Origin of the sequence: Marinomonas sp. BSi20584, from assembly GCF_002792415.1 — a bacterium.
GTDB classification, from domain to species: Bacteria; Pseudomonadota; Gammaproteobacteria; order Pseudomonadales; family Marinomonadaceae; genus Marinomonas; species Marinomonas polaris.
Genome location: NZ_KZ454879.1, coordinates 135,039 through 152,402, shown reverse-complemented (window position 1 = coordinate 152,402; position 17,364 = coordinate 135,039). Strand labels below are relative to the sequence as shown.

The window sequence follows — 17,364 nt, the reverse complement described above, 5'->3', positions numbered from 1 at the left end:
GCAGATCATGGCTATTATCTTTAAACCATCACCAAGCCTCCCACCACCGGTTACATCGGTTGGTGCCGTGGCATGGGTACGTCAGAATTTATTTTCGTCCCCGCTTAATATTTTTCTAACGTTCTTTAGTATCTACATATTGTATTTACTACTTCCACCCGTTGTTGAGTGGGCTTTAATTAATGCTACTTGGGAAGGTTCATCTAAAGCGGCCTGTACTGCTGGCGGTGCTTGTTGGGCTTTCATCGGTGTGTATTTTGATCAGTTCATGTACGGTTTGTATCCAGAAGCAGAAACATGGCGTATTAATTTAGCCGTGATTCTATTAGTGGTTATGGTTGGTGCTTTTGCCATTAAGACGATTAACAAACTGTATCTTTCTATCGCTATTATCGTTGCTTACCCCATTGTGGCTTACTTCTTGTTTGCTGGTGGTGTATTTGGTCTAGAAGTAGTAGAAACCTCTTTATGGGGTGGCCTTTTCCTTACTGTATTACTTGGTGTTATCGGTATTGTGGCATCTTTCCCATTAGGGATAGTGCTGGCTCTTGGTAGACGCTCAGAGATGCCAATTGCGAAGTCTGTTTGTGTGGTCTTTATCGAAACCATTCGGGCTGTACCACTAATCACTATCTTGTTCATGGCATCTGTAATGATTCCATTGTTCTTGCCGGAAGGTTTGAACTTCAACAAGTTATTACGTGTTCTGATTGGTATTACTTTATTCTCTGCAGCCTATATGGCCGAAGTGGTTCGTGGTGGTCTACAGGCAATTCCTAAAGGCCAATATGAAGCTGCTGACGCAATGGGTTTAACCTACTGGCAGTCAATGATTCTGGTTATTTTGCCACAGGCACTAAAACTAGTTATTCCAGGCATAGTGAACTCCTTTATAGCTTTGTTTAAAGACACAACCTTGGTGTATATCGTTGGTATGTTTGACTTCTTGGGTCGAATTCAGGCCGCTAACCATGATTCAAACTGGTTAGGAACTACCATTGAAGGTTATGCCTTCGCAGCCTTGATTTATTGGGTTATCTGCTTTGGTATGTCACGTTATAGTATGGCACTAGAGCGTAAGTTAGAAACTGGGCACAAGCGAAATTAGTTAGGAATTTGAGGTCTTTATCATGACAAATACAAATATGGCTCGTGCCCAACTTGCGCAGGGCGAAGAAGCAATCATCGAATTTAACGATGTAAACAAGTGGTACGGTGATTTTCACGTACTAAAAAATATAAACTTCAGTATCAAGAAAGGCGAGCGCATCGTTGTGTGTGGCCCTTCCGGTTCTGGTAAGTCAACCATGACGCGTTGCATCAATCGTCTAGAAGAACACCAGAAAGGAACGATTCTGGTTGATGGCGTTGAGATGAACAACAACCTAAAGAACATCGAAGCGATCCGTAAAGACGTGGGCATGGTGTTTCAACACTTTAACTTGTTCCCTCACTTAACCATTTTAGAAAACCTGACTTTGGCGCCAATCTGGGTTCGTAAAACGCCTAAGAAACAAGCAGAAGAAATGGCTATGCATTACTTGGAGCGAGTAAAAATCGCTAACCAAGCGCTGAAATATCCAGGTCAGTTATCTGGTGGTCAGCAACAACGTGTAGCGATTGCGCGTGGTTTATGTATGCAGCCTCGTATCATGCTTTTTGATGAGCCAACATCAGCACTTGATCCTGAAATGATCAAAGAAGTATTGGACGTAATGGTTCAGTTAGCAGAAGAAGGCATGACCATGGTGTGTGTAACACACGAAATGGGCTTTGCTAAAACCGTTGCTGACCGTGTTGTTTTCATGGATGCCGGCGAAATCGTAGAAGCTAACGAGCCTCACGAATTCTTCGACAATCCTCAACATGACCGTACGCAAATGTTCTTAAGTCAGATTTTGAATCACTAATCACTTACTATTCAGAACTAGTACTTAAAATCTGTTATATTGACAAAGCCCCTTATCGGGGCTTTTTTATGTCAGCCATTTTAGCAGGAAAATGTATGGAATCTTCCGTAGACCTTCAGCCAAACCAAAGATTACGGGTGGTACATTTAGCTGATCATACAGGCCGTCTTCAGGTTATTTTTCCTGACAGCAACATGCTGGATATTTCTGCGGTTTCCCGTATTACTAAGCGTCGTTTTGAACCCGTCAGCAATTTTCAAAGCTCAGGCGACCCGCTGATCAAGCCAAACAGTATAACGACCATTCTAGAAGCTAGCATGCTAAAGGATGCTATGTTTTCGATACGAACTAAAGTAGATGGCCAATATCATGATATTAGCTCTGTAGAGTTAGCCGAGATGTTCTCTGGCCCATTGAACCGTTTTGAAGCTATTTCCATCAATACACAGCTCATAAAGCGTCCTGTCGATAATCACGAAAACGACGAAGAACAGATTCTCCATGCACTTGGGCGATTTCAGTCCATTCGACTCAAGCAGCGTATCGAAGAGACATTAGAAATCCCGCCTCTGCCTGCGTCATCTCACCGCATTATTCGCCTGTCAGCAGATAAAACAGCGGGAACAGATGAACTGTGTGAGGTCATTGCACTAGACCCAAGTCTGGCAGCTCAAGTTATCAGTTGGGCGTCATCCGCCTATTATGGTGCACCGGGCACCATAGAATCGGTAGAGGATGCGATCATTCGAGTGTTAGGTTTTGATATGGTGATGAATTTGGCCCTTGGGCTGTCGATGGGCAATGCGTTTCAAGCCCCTCAAGACGGCCCGCGTCACTATGAAGACTTTTGGCTCGATTCCGTATCAAATGCCGTATTGATGGAATCCTTAGTAAAAACTATGCCAGTTCCGAACCGTCCAAAGCTAGGCCATGCCTACCTTGCTGGTTTGCTACACAACTTTGGTTACTTGGCGATTAGCACTATTTTACCACCGCATTTTTCGATTCTGTCACGTTATCAAGAAGCTAACGCTCACTTGTCTTCTGAATTAATAGAAATGCAAATACTGCACTTTACCAAGGAGCAATTAGGCTCTTGGCTATTGCGCTATTGGAGTTTGCCTGACAACATTTGGACGGCCATTCGCTATAGTAAAAAACCTCATTATTATGGTGAGCACGCCATTTTGGCAAGACTGCTGTATGTGTCATCTCAGCTGCGTAATAACGCAGCCATTGAGCCATCAGTGTTGTTAGAAATTGGATTGACTCAAGAAGAAGCCGAAAACTGTAGAGATAATATTTACCAAAAATCTACCGAGCTCCATAAAATGGTCGCTTTAATTAATAAAATGAATACCTAGTTAATTATGACGTTAATGAACTCTTCTGCCGCGCAGCAATTTGACTATCGTTGGTCACCTGTAGATCAGATTAATAAGGTAAAAGTACCTAAAAATCTATGGCCTTGGCTTATTACTGAAGATTCCTTGACGGCAAAACTTAAAAGCCTAGGAACATTAACAGTTGATGTACTTGAAGATACTTGGGGAACCCCAACTGCGAGAGAACGAAAACGCCTAAAGTTGCGGCCAAGAGAAGCCGCACGTATTCGTACCGTCTTGCTCAAAGTCGACAACGAAGCCGTGATTTATGCTCGCTCGATCATTCCTGCCAGGTCTTTAAAAGGCCATTGGCGACAAGTAAAACATTTAAAAGACAAGCCATTGGGCGGCTACTTATTTCAACATAAAGGGCTATCTAGGAGTTGTATTGAAGTCACTCAGCTGCCAAAACGTATGTTTCCAAACCAACCTAGTGCGTTATGGGCGAGGCGCTCTGTGTTCCACCAGTTTGGCCCTGGAATATTGGTCAATGAAGCTTTCTTTGATGAAATTAACCAACTAAAAACGCCGTTTGGATTGTTATGAACAAACTTAAAGACTACGCAGAATTAACTCGATTCAACCGCCCTATCGGCTCATTTTTGCTGATGTGGCCAACATTGTGGGCGCTATGGCTGGCAGCCGATGGCATGCCTCAATGGCATTTGGTGATTATCTTTATTTTAGGTGTTTTCAGCATGCGCTCAGCGGGCTGTGTCATTAACGACTACGCGGATAGAAAAATCGATGGTTTTGTTGATCGCACCAAAAATCGCCCTTTGCCTTCTGGTCGAGTATCCGAAAAAGAAGCGCTGATGCTATTTTGTGCTTTATCGATTTTAAGTTTTATCCTAGTGCTATTTACCGATCTGAGGACTATTTTACTGTCGTTTGCAGGTTTGGGCCTTGCTGCACTGTATCCATTTATGAAACGATATACCCATCTGCCTCAGCTTTTCCTTGGTGTGGCCTTTTCTTGGGCGATCCCTATGGCCTACAGCGCCCAAGGTGGGGACTTAACAGATCCCGAATTATGGATGTTGTTTGTCGCGAATTGCTTTTGGACCATTGCTTATGACACGTATTATGCAATGACAGACCGTCCAGATGATCTCAAAATAGGCGTCAAATCCACCGCAATCTTATTTGGGCAATACGATTTATTCGTCATTGTTTGCCTGCAAGGGCTAACCTTATCTTTATTGACGTGGATTGGCCTACTAGCAGGACTACATTGGCTATACTTTGTATCACTAATCGTTTGTGTCGGACTCTTTTATCAACAATTTAAACAAGCAAAAGAACGCGACCGCCAAGCTTGCTTCCGATCTTTTTTAGATAACAACCGCGTTGGTTATTGTGTCTTCATTGGTCTAGTCGCAAGCTATTTTATGTAATATATGGCAAAGTTGTGACAATGTAACCGAATTGTCACATTAGATCGCTTTAATGAAACCGTTCCTGAGATGAGGATAAATCCTGTGACCGGTAAAAAAGTATTAATTATTGACGACGAATCTTCCATACGCGAAATGATCGCCATCGCTCTTGAAATGGCAGGCTACGAGTATTTGGAAGCAGAAAACATTCAGCAAGCGCATGAAATCATTGTGGACCACCGTCCAGATCTAATTCTTGTAGATTGGATGATGCCCGGCGGTAGCGGTATTGAGCTTACTCGCAGATTGAAAAAAGACACTACGACGGCTGAAATTCCGGTCATTATGCTGACCGCGAAAAGTGAAGAAGACAATAAGATCCAAGGTTTAGAAGTCGGCGCGGATGATTACATCACCAAGCCTTTCTCTCCTCGTGAATTAGTTGCACGACTCAAAGCTGTCTTGCGCCGCGCGACACCTCAAGGGGTTGATGAGCCAATCGAAATCGAAGGCCTAACCCTTGATCCAATTAGTCAACGAGTTACCATAGGCAGCCGTCCTTTAGATATGGGGCCGACAGAATACCGTCTATTAAAGTTTCTCATGACCCATCAAGAGCGTGCCTATTCAAGAGCACAATTGTTGGATCAAGTATGGGGTGGAAATGTCTACGTTGAAGAACGTACCGTTGACGTCCATATACGTCGTTTACGCAAAGCCATTGGTAGTACTCATGATTTCTTGATACAAACTGTACGAGGAACAGGCTACCGCTTCTCAGCAAAAAGGTCCGTATGAAAACAGTTTGGCGAAACACCATTATTACTTGGCTCGCGGGGCTCGCAGCCTGCATTGTCATAGGCCTAGTCATTGGTCAGTTGTTGGGTGTTTTGCTGCTGTACGTTTTAGGCTCTTTGTACTGGCAACTTTATCAGCTATATCAATTCCATAATTGGCTGCGTCATTCTGGTCGTGCAGCACCGCCAGAAGCCAGTGGAATTTGGGGTGAAGTATTCGATGCAGTCTATCGATTGCATAAGAAACAGCGCAAATCCAAACGTCGCATGCGCCAAGCCCTAACAAGAATTGAAAGCTCTACAACCGCCTTAAAAGAAGGCGTTATCATGGCTGATAACCAAGGCAACTTGGAATGGTGGAATAACTCGGCAGCACATTTTCTTGGATTAATGCGTCCTGTCGATCGCGGCCAAGTGATTACCAATATTGTCCGTAGTCCTGAGTTTTTCCGATACTTCAGCCAAAAACGCTTCGGTGAACCTTTGGTCATCAAGTCTCCAGCCAAAGATGGCGTGTATTTAGAAATTCAAACCACGCTGTACGATAAAAACGATCACTTGATTTTCGTTCGTGATGTGACCCGCTTACACTTGCTAGAGCAGATGCGTAAAGACTTTGTCGCTAACGCATCACATGAGCTGAAAACGCCGCTAACGGTCATTAAAGGCTATTTAGAAACCCTAGACATGTTTAAGGACAGCCTGCCCAAAAGCATGCAAAAAGGCATTGTGAATATGTCAGAGCAGTCTGAGCGGATGGAACAACTTATCGAGGATCTGTTACTGCTGTCTCGATTAGAAAGTAATGACAAGCGTGAAGAAAACCAATGGCATAAGGTCTCAGACCTAGTAAAAACCATTACCAATGCGACCACGCCTATCTTGACTGACAAACATACTCTTGTCTTGGATATCCCTGTGGAAGCTCGACTGTACGGCTCTTATAAAGAGCTATACAGTGCTTTTTCGAATCTAATTTTTAACGCCATAAAATACTCACCAGATGGTGGCGAAATCGCTATTAAATGGGAATCCAGTGAGTTTAACGGTGTATTTTCGGTGAAAGATTCCGGACTGGGCATAGAACCAAGATACATTCCTCGACTCACAGAACGGTTTTTCCGCGTCGATAAAGGAAGAGGATCGAAAACTGGCGGTACAGGTCTTGGCTTAGCCATCGTAAAGCACGTGTTATTGCATCACGATGCCAAACTACAAATCCGTAGTCAGCCAGGTTTCGGCAGCACGTTTTCTTGCCACTTCCCAGCGAATCGCACCAGAAACGATACAATTCCGGCGATAGCATTTAATACCGACGACACACCGCCAACAGACCAATAATAAAAAAGGGACACATGGCATTCATGCGTCCCTTTTTACATCATTCAAATCAAACCCGAAAATACTTATAGGCTATCAAACAACTGGCTAATAAACGCCTCTTTCTCGCTATCCTGATCGATTAAACTCAAGATAACCGTCAAAAAAGTAGAGTCGTGTTTTTTCTCTGTGGTAGCGACGGATTGAACATAATAATTCAAACGATTCATCGCGCCCTTATGTTCCAGATCCAATACCGCTTGCCCCAAGACTTGTGGCACAACATCATCACTCTTTATAAACATCGTTGCTTCAGTTTTACTAAACTGAATAATCATGCAGCGAAATTGTTTTCCCTCAAAACGTACTTGAGTTGGAATTTTAACGTCTTTAACTGTCACAACTGGTGCGTCTGGATTCGTAAACTTGGTAGCCTTCACAGGAGTGCTTTTGCCTGCTCCCATTAATACATCCAGCGATGCCGAACTGACGCCACCAGGCGAGACAGATTCACGGGCTTTTTGAGACGTCAGCTTCTTTTCAAGTCCATGCTTTTTCGCAGCCGATATGACTTTGTTAGCGAGCTGTTCACTAGAAAATGGTTTGCCTAGATAATCCGTCACACCTGATTGAACAGCTTCCACCACATGGCTTTTATCACCACGGCTAGTAATCATCACAAATGGCACGTCTTCTTTTTTGTATTTCGGTTGTTCTCGGCACCACTTAAGCAGCTCAACGCCTGTCATTTCAGGCATTTCCCAATCGCACAACACCATATCAAACTGAATTTTATTTAACATTTGTTGTGCTTTACGTCCATTCACCGCCTCTTCAATTTCAACCGCAGGAAACTGCTTACGCAATGTGCGCCGAATCAAGTCACGTGTAAAAGAGGCATCATCTACTACCAAAATTTTTAACGACATCACAAAGTTCCATTAGTACGATCTAACAAGGCAGAAAAATCCCCATGTTGTGATCTGAAAACCGAAATCCACAATAATGTGGCAGCTACAACAGCAATCGGCATAACGAATAGGTTAAAGAAAGGAATCGTCAAACCAACCATTACTATGCCGCCAAATGTCCAACATAACAAAGGTTTGGAGCGTAATGCCATTCTCATGTCATGAAATTTAACCTTATTATTATCAAAAGCATAATCCATATATTGCAGGGATAACATCCAAGCCGAAAACAATAGTAATAATACTGGAGCAATAACATTAACAAGAGGGATAAAAGACAATAACAGTAACAAAATAAAACGAGGTAAAAAATACAATATTTTCTGGCATTCTCGCTGTAAACTGCGACCAACTATCGCGATAAGAACGCCAGCCGTCAGCGTTTCATCAAAAACCTTCCCTGTTTCCTTTTCTTCTACTTTTTCTGCTAGAAACGCCATAAAAGGCGCCGCCAAAATATTCACACCTACTGAAAAACTATAGAACAAAAGTACACTAATAATAGCGGCAAATATCAAATAAAACAGCCAATTTAAAAAGGAAACCCACTCAGGTAGATATCCCATTGCCGAGTCCATTAAGGTCTGAAAATAGCTAAAAGCGACCATATATAATAAGCCGACTAAAACAAAATTCGCCAACAAAGGAGCCAATATAAACAGTCTTAAGTCTTTCGAAAAAACCAAAGGAAACGCTTTTAAAAAAGCCCCAGCGGCTTTAAATGGGTGTGTGATCACGATGCTGTATTACTCCTGAATTTAAACCTTTTCATCAAACTTATCTAAGAACCACAGAATATCATGACGACTTTCGCGGCTCCACAAAGCCTTTCAAATTGAAGGTTCATAAACTGAAACAGCAACGCCTTCAAGCCTTATAGACACCAAACATGCAATTTTCACCGCTCTTTTATAAAGCTTACATTTATTAGACGCATGACCTGATACGCAATTTCGATTGTGACCTTTAGCGAATTGGTGAACTATGAAACCGTAAGACGAATACGAACCAGTGCAGGTATCGCGTCTGAATATAAAAAGCACATACACAAAAGCTAACTCACAAGGGACAATATAAAAATGAAAATGACATTACTCGCCAGTGCTATTATGGCTACATCTATCTTCACTCTAGAAGCTCAAGCTGCTGACGTACCAGCAGGCGTAGAATTAGCGGCCAAACAAGAACTTGTTCGTGGTGGTGGTGCAGAACCCGCAACCCTTGATCCACAAAAAATGGAAGGCACACCAGCTTCTATTCGTTCTAAAGATCTTTTTGAAGGTTTATACAACCAAGATGGTGACGGTAACCAAGTACCAGGTGTCGCAGAAAGCTATGACGTAAACGCCGACAACACTCAATACACCTTCCACCTCCGTAAAGATGCCAAATGGTCTAATGGCGACCCAGTCACAGCAGAGGATTTTGTTTACGCTTTTACTCGTGCTGTTGACCCTGCACTTGCTTCTCCATACGCATGGTTCATGGAAATTCCATCTATTGTTAATGCGACTAAGATCATCGCTGGTGAAGCCAAACCTTCAACTCTTGGTGTAAAAGCATTAGACGCCCACACATTCCAGGTCACACTTGAACGTCCAGTGCCTTACTTTGTAAAAATGACCTCTCATCAAACCATGTTCCCTGTACCGAAAAAAGTGGTCGAGAAATGGGGGGATAATTGGACAAAACCAGAGCATATGGTGTCTAACGGCGCGTATAAAATGGACGAATGGGTCGTGAACGAAAAAATGGTTTTCACCCGCAATACGAACTATTGGAATGATGCCAAAACAATCATCAACAAGGTTACCTATTTACCAATTGAATCACCTAATGCTGAGCTAAAACGCTTCCAAGCGGGTCAAATGGATCTTAGCTATGAGATACCAAATGACCACTTCAGACAGCTCATGCGAGACATTCCTGATGAAGTTGTCGTTACGCCAAAACTAGGCACCTATTACTACCAATTCAACGTAACAAAAGCACCATACAACGATGTTCGAGTACGTAAAGCTTTGTCCTATGCCATTGATCGTAACGTGATCACAAAGTTTGTAACGGGCACTGGTGAATTACCTGCGTATTCTTTCACACCAGAAGTAGTAAACGACTTCTCTCCAGCAACACCTGAGTACGCAACTTGGTCACAAAAAGAACGTGACGATAAAGCCAAGGCTCTATTAGAAGAAGCCGGATACACTCAAAGCAACCCTCTGTCTTTCAGCTTGCTTTACAACACCAACGAAAACCATAAGAAAATCGCCATTGCGATTGCTTCTATGTGGAAAAAAACCTTGGGCGTTAACGTTACCCTGGAAAACCAAGAGTGGAAAACTCACCTAGAAACGAAAAAGCATCAACAATTTGATATTGCACGTGCGGGTTGGATTGGTGACTACAACGAAGCCTCTACTATGTTAGATCTTCTAACAACAACTCACGGTAATAACGACGGTAAGTACAGCAACGCAGAATACGACAAGCTTTTGCACGATGCCCGTACCATGCAGCACCCTACCGAGAACTACAACAAAGCAGAAGAAATCGCCATTGAACAAGACATGGCAGTTGCTCCTATTTATCAATATACCGAAAAACGTTTAGTAAAAAGCTACTTAGGCGGTTACATGCCTAATCCAGAAGATAACGTTTACGTGCGAGATATGTACATCATCAAGCACTAAGGCGCTGTTTATAGATTGAATAGTACTTAAAAATTAAAAAGTACTTTGTGTTAAACCATGCCCAGTGCTTTAGCGCTGGGCATCTCTTGAATTCCCTACAGGTTCCTAGCATTAGCCGCCATTTATAGCGCCTAGTCCGGTAATTTTTATGCTGACATTTATTTCAAAACGCATTTTAGAAGCCATTCCAACATTATTAATTTTGATTACGGTTTCTTTTTTCTTAATGCATTCTGCTCCAGGCAGCCCATTCTCCAGCGAGCGTACTTTGCCGCCAGAAGTATTGGCAAACATTAACGCCAAATACCATTTAGATGAGCCGGTCATTAATCAATATTTTTATTACCTTGGTGGCTTACTTCAAGGCGATCTAGGACCTTCTTTTCGCTATAAAGATTTCACCATTAACGAACTGATTGCACAGAGTTTTCCTGTCTCTGCTGAAATCGGCATTTGGTCTTTTCTTATCGCTCTGCTCATTGGTGTGGGCTGTGGCATTATCGCAGCACTGCGCCAGAACTCTTGGTTAGACTATGGTGTCATGGGCTTTGCAAACCTTGGGATCGTGCTGCCGAATTTTGTTTTGGCTCCTTTGTGCATCCTGTTCTTCTCTATTTATAACCATTGGTTACCGCCCGGTGGCTGGAATGGAGGGGCTTGGCCTTATTTGGTGATGCCTGTTATTGCCATGTCCACTAGCTATATTGCGCAGATCGCACGTATTACTCGCGGTAGCATGATAGAAACCATGCACTCCAACTTTATCCGTACCGCACGAGCAAAAGGCCTACCGAAGTATCGCATAATCTTTCAGCATGCTTTGCGCCCCGCCATGCTGCCTGTTGTTTCCTATCTTGGGCCTGCGTTTGTCGGTATCGTGACAGGTTCTGTGATTGTAGATGTGTATTTTGGCACCGGCGGTATTGGTCAGCACTTTATTAATGGCGCACTGAATCGCGACTATTCCATGGTCATGGGTGTCACCATTTTGGTCGGTACATTAACGATTCTATTCAATGCCATCGTCGATATTTTATACGCTGTTATTGATCCGAAAATTCGCTACTAAGGCCTCCTATTATGATTACTACAAAAGACAAAATTCAGGCCGTCGAACAGTTCGCCGAAAAAGTGGTGGAAGTCGAAGGTCGCAGTTTATGGCAAGACGCTCGTCGTCGCTTTTTTTCTAACCATGCCGCTGTAACCAGCTTAATTGTACTGACTATTATTACGGCAATTGCTTTGCTAGGCCCGTTTTTCAGCCAATGGAATTACGACGATATCGACTGGGAAGCACTATCTGATATTTCTACTTTGGGCCGCCCAAACATTGAAAACGGTCATTATTTTGGTACCGACACTCTAGGCCGTGATATTTTTGTTCGTACCATGCAAGGCGGACAAATCTCGCTATTGGTCGGCATCATGGGCAGCGCGGTAGCTATTGTAATAGGTACGCTTTACGGCGCGGCATCGGGTTACATAGGCGGTCGCGTTGACAGTGTCATGATGCGTTTCTTGGAAATTCTTAACTCTTTCCCTTTCATGTTTTTCGTGATCATTTTGATGACCTTGTTTGGTCGCCATATCTTCTTGATCTTTGTCGCCATTGGCGCGATCTCTTGGCTCGACATGGCGCGGATTGTTCGCGGCCAAACATTGAGCCTAAAAAACAAAGAATACATCGAAGCGGCTTACGCTTGCGGCGTGTCTACACCAAAAATCATCTTGCGCCACATTGTGCCAAACGTACTCGGTATCGTGGTCGTTTACGCTACTTTATTAGTGCCGAATATGATCTTGCTTGAGTCTTTTATCAGCTTCTTAGGACTCGGTGTTCAAGAACCAATGACAAGCTGGGGCGCATTGATTTCTGAAGGTGCTCAGAATATGGAAATAGCTATATGGCAATTGGCTTGGCCGCTTAGTTTCCTTGTCGTTACTCTGTTTTGTTTTAACTTCCTCGGCGATGGCTTACGCGATGCGCTTGATCCAAAAGACCGCTAAGGAGACCTTATGAGCTTATCAAATACAAAAAATTTGCTAGAAGTTAATAATTTACGAGTTAACTTCAGAACCCCAGATGGTTTTGTTACCGCAGTGAATGATCTGAACTTCACACTGGCACAAGGGGAAACCCTCGGCATCGTGGGTGAATCTGGTTCTGGTAAAAGCCAAACCGCTTTCGCTCTTATGGGATTGCTAGCCGGCAATGGTGTCATTGAAGGGGAAGCGCGCTTTAACGAGCAAAATATTCTTACCCTGAATGAAAAAGCCATGAACCGCATCCGCTCCAAAGAAATTGCGATGATTTTCCAAGATCCAATGACTTCATTGAATCCTTATATGAAAGTCGGTAAGCAGCTAATGGAAGTCTTAATGCTACACAAAGGCATGAGCAAAGCCGAAGCCTTTGAAGCCTCGGTCAAAATGCTCGACGCGGTGAAAATGCCCGAAGCGCGCAAACGTATGAACATGTACCCGCACGAATTTTCTGGCGGCATGAGACAGCGCGTGATGATCGCTATGGCCTTGTTATGCCAACCTAAGCTGTTAATCGCTGATGAGCCAACCACCGCCCTAGACGTAACCGTACAAGCTCAGATTCTGACCTTGCTAAACGAATTAAAAGACGACTTCAACACCTCCATCATCATGATCACTCATGATTTGGGCGTGGTCGCTGGCTTATGCGACAAAGTGTTGGTGATGTACGCCGGACAAACGATGGAATATGGCACCGCAGAAGATGTGTTTTATCGCCCTACGCATCCGTATACGCAAGGTTTATTAAAAGCCATTCCACGCCTAGATGCCGATGACGAAAAACTATCGACCATTCCAGGCAATCCACCAAACTTATTGCATATGCCATCTGGCTGTCCGTTCCAAACGCGCTGTGAATTTGCTAAAGAGCGCTGTGGAGAAAGCATGCCTGAGCTAAAAGAGTTTGCACCGGGTCAACTACGAGCTTGTCATAAATCCGTTGATGGATGGATCGCCTAATGAACACTTCAAATAACGTATTAATGGAAGTGAATAACTTAAAAGTCCACTTCAACATAAAGTCAGACAATGCATGGCCATGGGAAAAAGGCCAATCACTAAAAGCAGTAGATGGCGTTAATTTAACTATTTATGCTGGGGAAACTCTCGGTGTGGTAGGCGAATCTGGTTGTGGTAAATCCACGCTCGCGCGAGCTTTACTGCGTCTTGTGCCAATCACCGAAGGTAATGTGGTTTGGCTAGGTCAAGACCTAACGGATCTGGACAAAAAACAAATGCGCAGCAAGCGCCAAGAACTGCAAATGATCTTTCAAGATCCATTGGCGTCTCTTGATCCTCGTATGACAGTGGGCGATATCATCGCCGAACCGCTTAGAACCTTTCGTCCAGAACTATCAAAAGAAGCAGTAAAAGCTGAAGTTCGTAACATAATGGATCGCGTGGGTTTATTACCTAACGTGATTAACCGTTATCCTCATGAGTTTTCCGGTGGCCAGTGCCAGCGTATCGGTATTGCTCGCGCTTTGATCCTCAAACCAAAATTAGTTGTATGTGACGAGCCTGTTTCAGCGTTGGACGTTTCCATCCAAGCTCAAGTGGTCAATCTGTTAAAAGAGTTGCAAGCGGAAATGGGCTTGTCTTTGGTGTTTATCGCTCACGATTTAAGTGTGGTAAAACACATTTCAGACCGTGTATTGGTGATGTACTTGGGCAATGCAGTTGAATTAGCCAGCAAACGAGCGCTTTATGAAAACCCTCAGCACCCATACACCAAAGCCTTGATGTCTGCTGTGCCTGTACCGGACCCAAAAGTAGAGCGTGGTAAGAAAATTCAGCTCTTGACGGGGGATTTACCCTCTCCGATAAGTCCGCCGTCTGGTTGTGTTTTCCGTACGCGTTGCCCCCATGCAAATGAAGGTTGCGCGCAACTAAAACCTATCTTGCAAGTGTTATCAAATGAGCACCAAGCCGCCTGCTCGCGTCTTGCTGACATAACTTAATACATCTATTAAGTACGAAGAAGATACAGGCAAAACCAATTAAGCCGTTTTGAGGTTTCTCAATTAAGAGTACCAAAAACGGCTTAATTGTCTCTAAAACCCGCTATTCTTTCATTTCAAAGCGAGTATTCATCACACAAGCTCGCTATTTTTGTCTATCATAGAGTAAAAATCAGTCAAGCAACTAAGTTAGGCTCTTATTCATGCGTTTATGCTCTTCTTATACAAATCTAAATCCTCTTGTATTACTGTTTTTAGGTGTTATTTCTATTGCGTCCTACGCAGCAGATAAACCGAAAGGTAGAGTAATACTGACTGTATCTGGGGCGATTAATACCTCAAATTCAGAACAAGAATCGGCTTTTGATTTAGCCATGTTAGAGACCTTGCCACAACATTTCATTACTACCCATAATCCATGGACAAAAGGCATTCACACTTACCAAGGTTTTTCTGCCGCGGACCTATTAAAACAGTTAGGTAGTACAGCTACATTTTTACAAGTCACAGCTCTTAATGAGTACATGACTGAAATCCCCCTTAGTGACTTTACGGAAAACGGCGCGATTTTAGCAACTCATCTAGACGGAAAGCCGATGAGTGTTAGAAATCTCGGTCCCATTATGGTGATCTATCCATTCGATGAGCGTGAAGAGCTCAAATCAGAAATATTTTATGGTCGCTCCATCTGGCAAATTGATCGCATCAAAGCAATTGTGGTAACGGAGTAAAAATGGAGCGCTTGTTTAAAGGGAATACTTGGCTATCCAAATTCAAGCTATGGGTACTGTATGGTTTTATAGCTTTTATTATTGCCATCACCATTGCTGTATTCGGCATTATCACTTACACCAGTGATAGCTCAAAAAACAACAGTCGGCGCGTTTTTGAAAGCTCTTTATGGAACACTCTACAACTACAAATACAATCATATCGTTTTCTTAATTACTTAATAGCATTAGAAGATAGCGATTACCCTCTGAACGGCAATGCCTTCTTTGAATATGACTTGCTAATGAGTCGAGTAGACTTGCTTAGACAAGGAGATGTTGGCTCTCTAATTCGCACTTTCGAAGGAGGACGTACAACGAGGCTATTGAATATTATTAACGGTGAGTTAGAGCTACTCAGTTTCAATTTATCTAAAATAGAAAATGGCGATACTTCCTATCTACCCGACTTAATTGAACGTATTCAACGTATCGAAGATCAAATCAACGAATTTGTCACTTTAGTAAACAAAGGCAGCAATGAGTTCATCAGTAACCAACATAGAACCTTGCAGAAAAACTTAGATGATATTCAACTGCTCTCAATGGCACTGTTAGCCTGTTTACTGTGTTTATGCTTTTTTACAGTAAAAGGATTAACTGAACTTAAAAATGTCATTAGGCGTAACAAAGATCTTAAGCTAGGCATCCAAACAATTAACGAAGATAAAGCCAATTTACTCTCCTTCGTGAATCAAGAAATACGCTCTCCTATAAATGCTATTCTAGGAACGGCTAAAACACTAAATTGTACGACGTCAAAAAATGACATAAAGGTGCTATCAAAGCATATTGACGAATCAGGTCATCAATTACTTCAAACCATAGAAATGCTCTCTGACTTAGCATTAATTGATGCCAAGCAGCTAACACTTAATCCAACGATCGAGTATCTCCAAAATAGTGTTGAAGATTGCCTTGCTATTTTTGAGCCTCAGATGGCGCGGAAAAACTTACAAAGCATCCTCTATATTGACCCTCTTTTGCCCAAAGATATCAGCCTAGATTTTATTAGGACGAAAGAAATCATTGTTGCGCTGCTGCAAAATGCCATCACACATACGCCATCAGGTAGCATTAGTTTGCAAATTAGACCCTCAGCACTAAGTGCGCCTCAAATGCCACTAGCTACAGACACAAAAGAAATCCGAGTACTACAAATTGCCCTTAGAGACACTGGGCTAGGCATGCCAAATGAGTTACAACAAAATTTAAGAGTAAACCCGTATTTACCTATGCAAAAAGAAGGACCTCTACCCAGTAAAGTCGGCTTGAGTCTGGCGTTATGCCACAAATTAGTTTATCTAATGCAAGGTGAGATGCATTTTTCCTGCGCACCGCAAAAAGGCTGTGAATTTTGGGTAGATATACCTTTTTATGTACCCAACGATTGCCCGTCGACAAAACAGCTAAACTTTCAATGCCCAGATCAAACGCAAGCATTGATCATTGAAACAGACATACACCTAGCTAAAATTATTAGTTTGCAGCTAGCAGCATTTAATATCGACGCAGTTATTTCAAAAGATGGTAGCCTGCAAGAATACAAAAACTACGATATGGTTATTCTGGGTAATACTCCTAGATTCGAACGCGATGGCTATGATGCACTACAACAATGGAAAACAAAGTCATGCCCTATTCTTGGCTATCACCCTCAAGCGGTTAACAACTCAGAATACCCAATCATGCCTTTACAATTTCCACTTACTCAGACCCAACTAGAGCCACTTATTGCGAGCCTCTTTTCATATCAAATAACAGCATCCCAAGAAACATCGTCAAAGGCCCATAAAAATGATTGATCACGCCCATCTAGATTCTCTTATTCAGCTACTAGGAAAGGACACAATTAACACAATACGCTTGGAGTTTGTTGACGACAGCAATGAGAAAATGGCCCAGCTCATGCAAGCTTGGGAAAAAAGAGACCATCAAGAATTGAAGCAAGTGAGTCATTCACTCAAGTCCGCCAGTTTAAATATGGCTATGCAGATATTTGCTAAACAATGCCAGTTAATAGAAACAGCAGCAACACAGCATATTGAGCAAGGAATGCAAACCATCATCGATGGCCTGCCCGCCATTCATCAAGCATCACTAGACGAGCTTGAAGCGTACTTTTTATAACAAAA

The 17,364-nt window shown here is 42.8% G+C and carries 17 protein-coding genes; 15 read left to right on the top strand and 2 right to left on the bottom strand.

The window, feature by feature from the left end:
- The first annotated feature begins 7 nt into the window (after positions 1 to 7).
- The 7 genes from TY87_RS12180 to phoR all read left to right on the top strand — a co-directional run bounded on the left by TY87_RS12180 (position 8) and on the right by phoR (position 6,812).
- Positions 8 to 1,108, top strand: coding sequence for an amino acid ABC transporter permease (locus TY87_RS12180; protein ID WP_072839384.1), 1,101 nt, complete (start codon positions 8 to 10; stop codon positions 1,106 to 1,108).
- A 22-nt stretch (positions 1,109 to 1,130) separates the two neighbouring features.
- Positions 1,131 to 1,910 (top strand): amino acid ABC transporter ATP-binding protein, encoded by a 780-nt coding sequence (locus TY87_RS12175; protein WP_012072056.1) that lies wholly within the window; start codon positions 1,131 to 1,133, stop codon positions 1,908 to 1,910.
- A gap of 95 nt (positions 1,911 to 2,005) precedes the next feature.
- Positions 2,006 to 3,274, top strand: coding sequence for an HDOD domain-containing protein (locus tag TY87_RS12170; RefSeq protein WP_072839383.1), 1,269 nt, complete (start codon positions 2,006 to 2,008; stop codon positions 3,272 to 3,274).
- A 6-nt stretch (positions 3,275 to 3,280) separates the two neighbouring features.
- The gene (locus TY87_RS12165) at positions 3,281 to 3,841 is read left to right on the top strand and encodes a chorismate--pyruvate lyase family protein (protein WP_072839382.1); all 561 of its coding nucleotides are present in this window, start codon (positions 3,281 to 3,283) and stop codon (positions 3,839 to 3,841) included.
- A complete protein-coding gene (gene ubiA / locus TY87_RS12160; RefSeq protein ID WP_100187277.1) occupies positions 3,838 to 4,692 on the top strand; it encodes a 4-hydroxybenzoate octaprenyltransferase in 855 nt (284 codons plus the stop codon). Before TY87_RS12165 ends, ubiA begins: the two co-directional genes overlap by 4 nt.
- An 84-nt stretch (positions 4,693 to 4,776) precedes the next feature.
- Positions 4,777 to 5,472: a phosphate regulon transcriptional regulator PhoB gene (gene phoB, locus TY87_RS12155; RefSeq protein ID WP_048814168.1), complete on the top strand. Its 696-nt coding sequence runs from the start codon at positions 4,777 to 4,779 to the stop codon at positions 5,470 to 5,472.
- Positions 5,469 to 6,812: a phosphate regulon sensor histidine kinase PhoR gene (gene phoR, locus TY87_RS12150; protein ID WP_072839380.1), complete on the top strand. Its 1,344-nt coding sequence runs from the start codon at positions 5,469 to 5,471 to the stop codon at positions 6,810 to 6,812. Before phoB ends, phoR begins: the two co-directional genes overlap by 4 nt.
- 65 nt (positions 6,813 to 6,877) lie before the next feature.
- Here phoR and TY87_RS12145 read toward each other — a convergent pair whose 3' ends face one another.
- Both TY87_RS12145 and cysZ read right to left on the bottom strand, forming a co-directional pair.
- Positions 6,878 to 7,720, bottom strand: coding sequence for a response regulator (locus tag TY87_RS12145; protein WP_012072062.1), 843 nt, complete (start codon positions 7,718 to 7,720; stop codon positions 6,878 to 6,880).
- The gene (cysZ, locus tag TY87_RS12140; protein WP_100187276.1) at positions 7,720 to 8,499 is read right to left on the bottom strand and encodes a sulfate transporter CysZ; all 780 of its coding nucleotides are present in this window, start codon (positions 8,497 to 8,499) and stop codon (positions 7,720 to 7,722) included. The genes TY87_RS12145 and cysZ overlap by 1 nt, the downstream gene beginning before the upstream one ends.
- Positions 8,500 to 8,841: 342 nt before the next feature.
- Here cysZ and TY87_RS12135 point away from each other — a divergent pair, with 342 nt between their 5' ends.
- The 8 genes from TY87_RS12135 (at position 8,842) to TY87_RS12100 (ending at position 17,359) form a co-directional block, all read left to right on the top strand.
- Positions 8,842 to 10,452 carry a peptide ABC transporter substrate-binding protein gene (locus TY87_RS12135; RefSeq protein ID WP_100187275.1) on the top strand — a complete coding sequence of 537 codons (1,611 nt, stop codon included), beginning with the start codon at positions 8,842 to 8,844 and terminating at the stop codon, positions 10,450 to 10,452.
- 148 nt (positions 10,453 to 10,600) lie between these two features.
- Positions 10,601 to 11,521, top strand: a complete 921-nt coding sequence (gene oppB, locus TY87_RS12130; protein ID WP_100187274.1) for an oligopeptide ABC transporter permease OppB — start codon at positions 10,601 to 10,603, stop codon at positions 11,519 to 11,521.
- Positions 11,522 to 11,532: 11 nt separating this feature from the next.
- The gene (gene oppC, locus TY87_RS12125; protein ID WP_072839377.1) at positions 11,533 to 12,459 is read left to right on the top strand and encodes an oligopeptide ABC transporter permease OppC; all 927 of its coding nucleotides are present in this window, start codon (positions 11,533 to 11,535) and stop codon (positions 12,457 to 12,459) included.
- 9 nt (positions 12,460 to 12,468) lie between these two features.
- Entirely contained in the window at positions 12,469 to 13,458 is a 990-nt protein-coding gene (locus tag TY87_RS12120) for an ABC transporter ATP-binding protein (protein WP_072839376.1), read from the top strand.
- A complete protein-coding gene (oppF, locus tag TY87_RS12115; protein ID WP_100187273.1) occupies positions 13,458 to 14,459 on the top strand; it encodes a murein tripeptide/oligopeptide ABC transporter ATP binding protein OppF in 1,002 nt (333 codons plus the stop codon). The genes TY87_RS12120 and oppF overlap by 1 nt, the downstream gene beginning before the upstream one ends.
- A 203-nt stretch (positions 14,460 to 14,662) precedes the next feature.
- Complete coding sequence (locus TY87_RS12110) at positions 14,663 to 15,190, top strand: putative pterin-binding protein (protein WP_100187272.1); 528 nt, start codon at positions 14,663 to 14,665, stop codon at positions 15,188 to 15,190.
- A 2-nt stretch (positions 15,191 to 15,192) separates the two neighbouring features.
- On the top strand, positions 15,193 to 17,034 hold the full coding sequence (locus TY87_RS12105; RefSeq protein ID WP_100187271.1) for a sensor histidine kinase: 1,842 nt from the start codon (positions 15,193 to 15,195) through the stop codon (positions 17,032 to 17,034).
- The gene (locus TY87_RS12100; RefSeq protein ID WP_100187270.1) at positions 17,027 to 17,359 is read left to right on the top strand and encodes an Hpt domain-containing protein; all 333 of its coding nucleotides are present in this window, start codon (positions 17,027 to 17,029) and stop codon (positions 17,357 to 17,359) included. The genes TY87_RS12105 and TY87_RS12100 overlap by 8 nt, the downstream gene beginning before the upstream one ends.
- Positions 17,360 to 17,364 lie beyond the last annotated feature (5 nt).

Coding starts and splice junctions, on each gene's coding strand:
- TY87_RS12135 (WP_100187275.1), top strand. CDS start 8,842: ATGAAAATGACATTACTCGCCAGTGCTATTATGGCTACATCTATCTTC.
- TY87_RS12120 (WP_072839376.1), top strand. CDS start 12,469: ATGAGCTTATCAAATACAAAAAATTTGCTAGAAGTTAATAATTTACGA.
- oppC (WP_072839377.1), top strand. CDS start 11,533: ATGATTACTACAAAAGACAAAATTCAGGCCGTCGAACAGTTCGCCGAA.
- TY87_RS12110 (WP_100187272.1), top strand. CDS start 14,663: ATGCGTTTATGCTCTTCTTATACAAATCTAAATCCTCTTGTATTACTG.
- TY87_RS12105 (WP_100187271.1), top strand. CDS start 15,193: ATGGAGCGCTTGTTTAAAGGGAATACTTGGCTATCCAAATTCAAGCTA.
- TY87_RS12165 (WP_072839382.1), top strand. CDS start 3,281: ATGACGTTAATGAACTCTTCTGCCGCGCAGCAATTTGACTATCGTTGG.
- oppB (WP_100187274.1), top strand. CDS start 10,601: ATGCTGACATTTATTTCAAAACGCATTTTAGAAGCCATTCCAACATTA.
- TY87_RS12175 (WP_012072056.1), top strand. CDS start 1,131: ATGACAAATACAAATATGGCTCGTGCCCAACTTGCGCAGGGCGAAGAA.
- TY87_RS12145 (WP_012072062.1), bottom strand. CDS start 7,720: ATGTCGTTAAAAATTTTGGTAGTAGATGATGCCTCTTTTACACGTGAC.
- ubiA (WP_100187277.1), top strand. CDS start 3,838: ATGAACAAACTTAAAGACTACGCAGAATTAACTCGATTCAACCGCCCT.
- phoR (WP_072839380.1), top strand. CDS start 5,469: ATGAAAACAGTTTGGCGAAACACCATTATTACTTGGCTCGCGGGGCTC.
- TY87_RS12180 (WP_072839384.1), top strand. CDS start 8: ATGGCTATTATCTTTAAACCATCACCAAGCCTCCCACCACCGGTTACA.
- TY87_RS12170 (WP_072839383.1), top strand. CDS start 2,006: ATGGAATCTTCCGTAGACCTTCAGCCAAACCAAAGATTACGGGTGGTA.
- TY87_RS12100 (WP_100187270.1), top strand. CDS start 17,027: ATGATTGATCACGCCCATCTAGATTCTCTTATTCAGCTACTAGGAAAG.
- oppF (WP_100187273.1), top strand. CDS start 13,458: ATGAACACTTCAAATAACGTATTAATGGAAGTGAATAACTTAAAAGTC.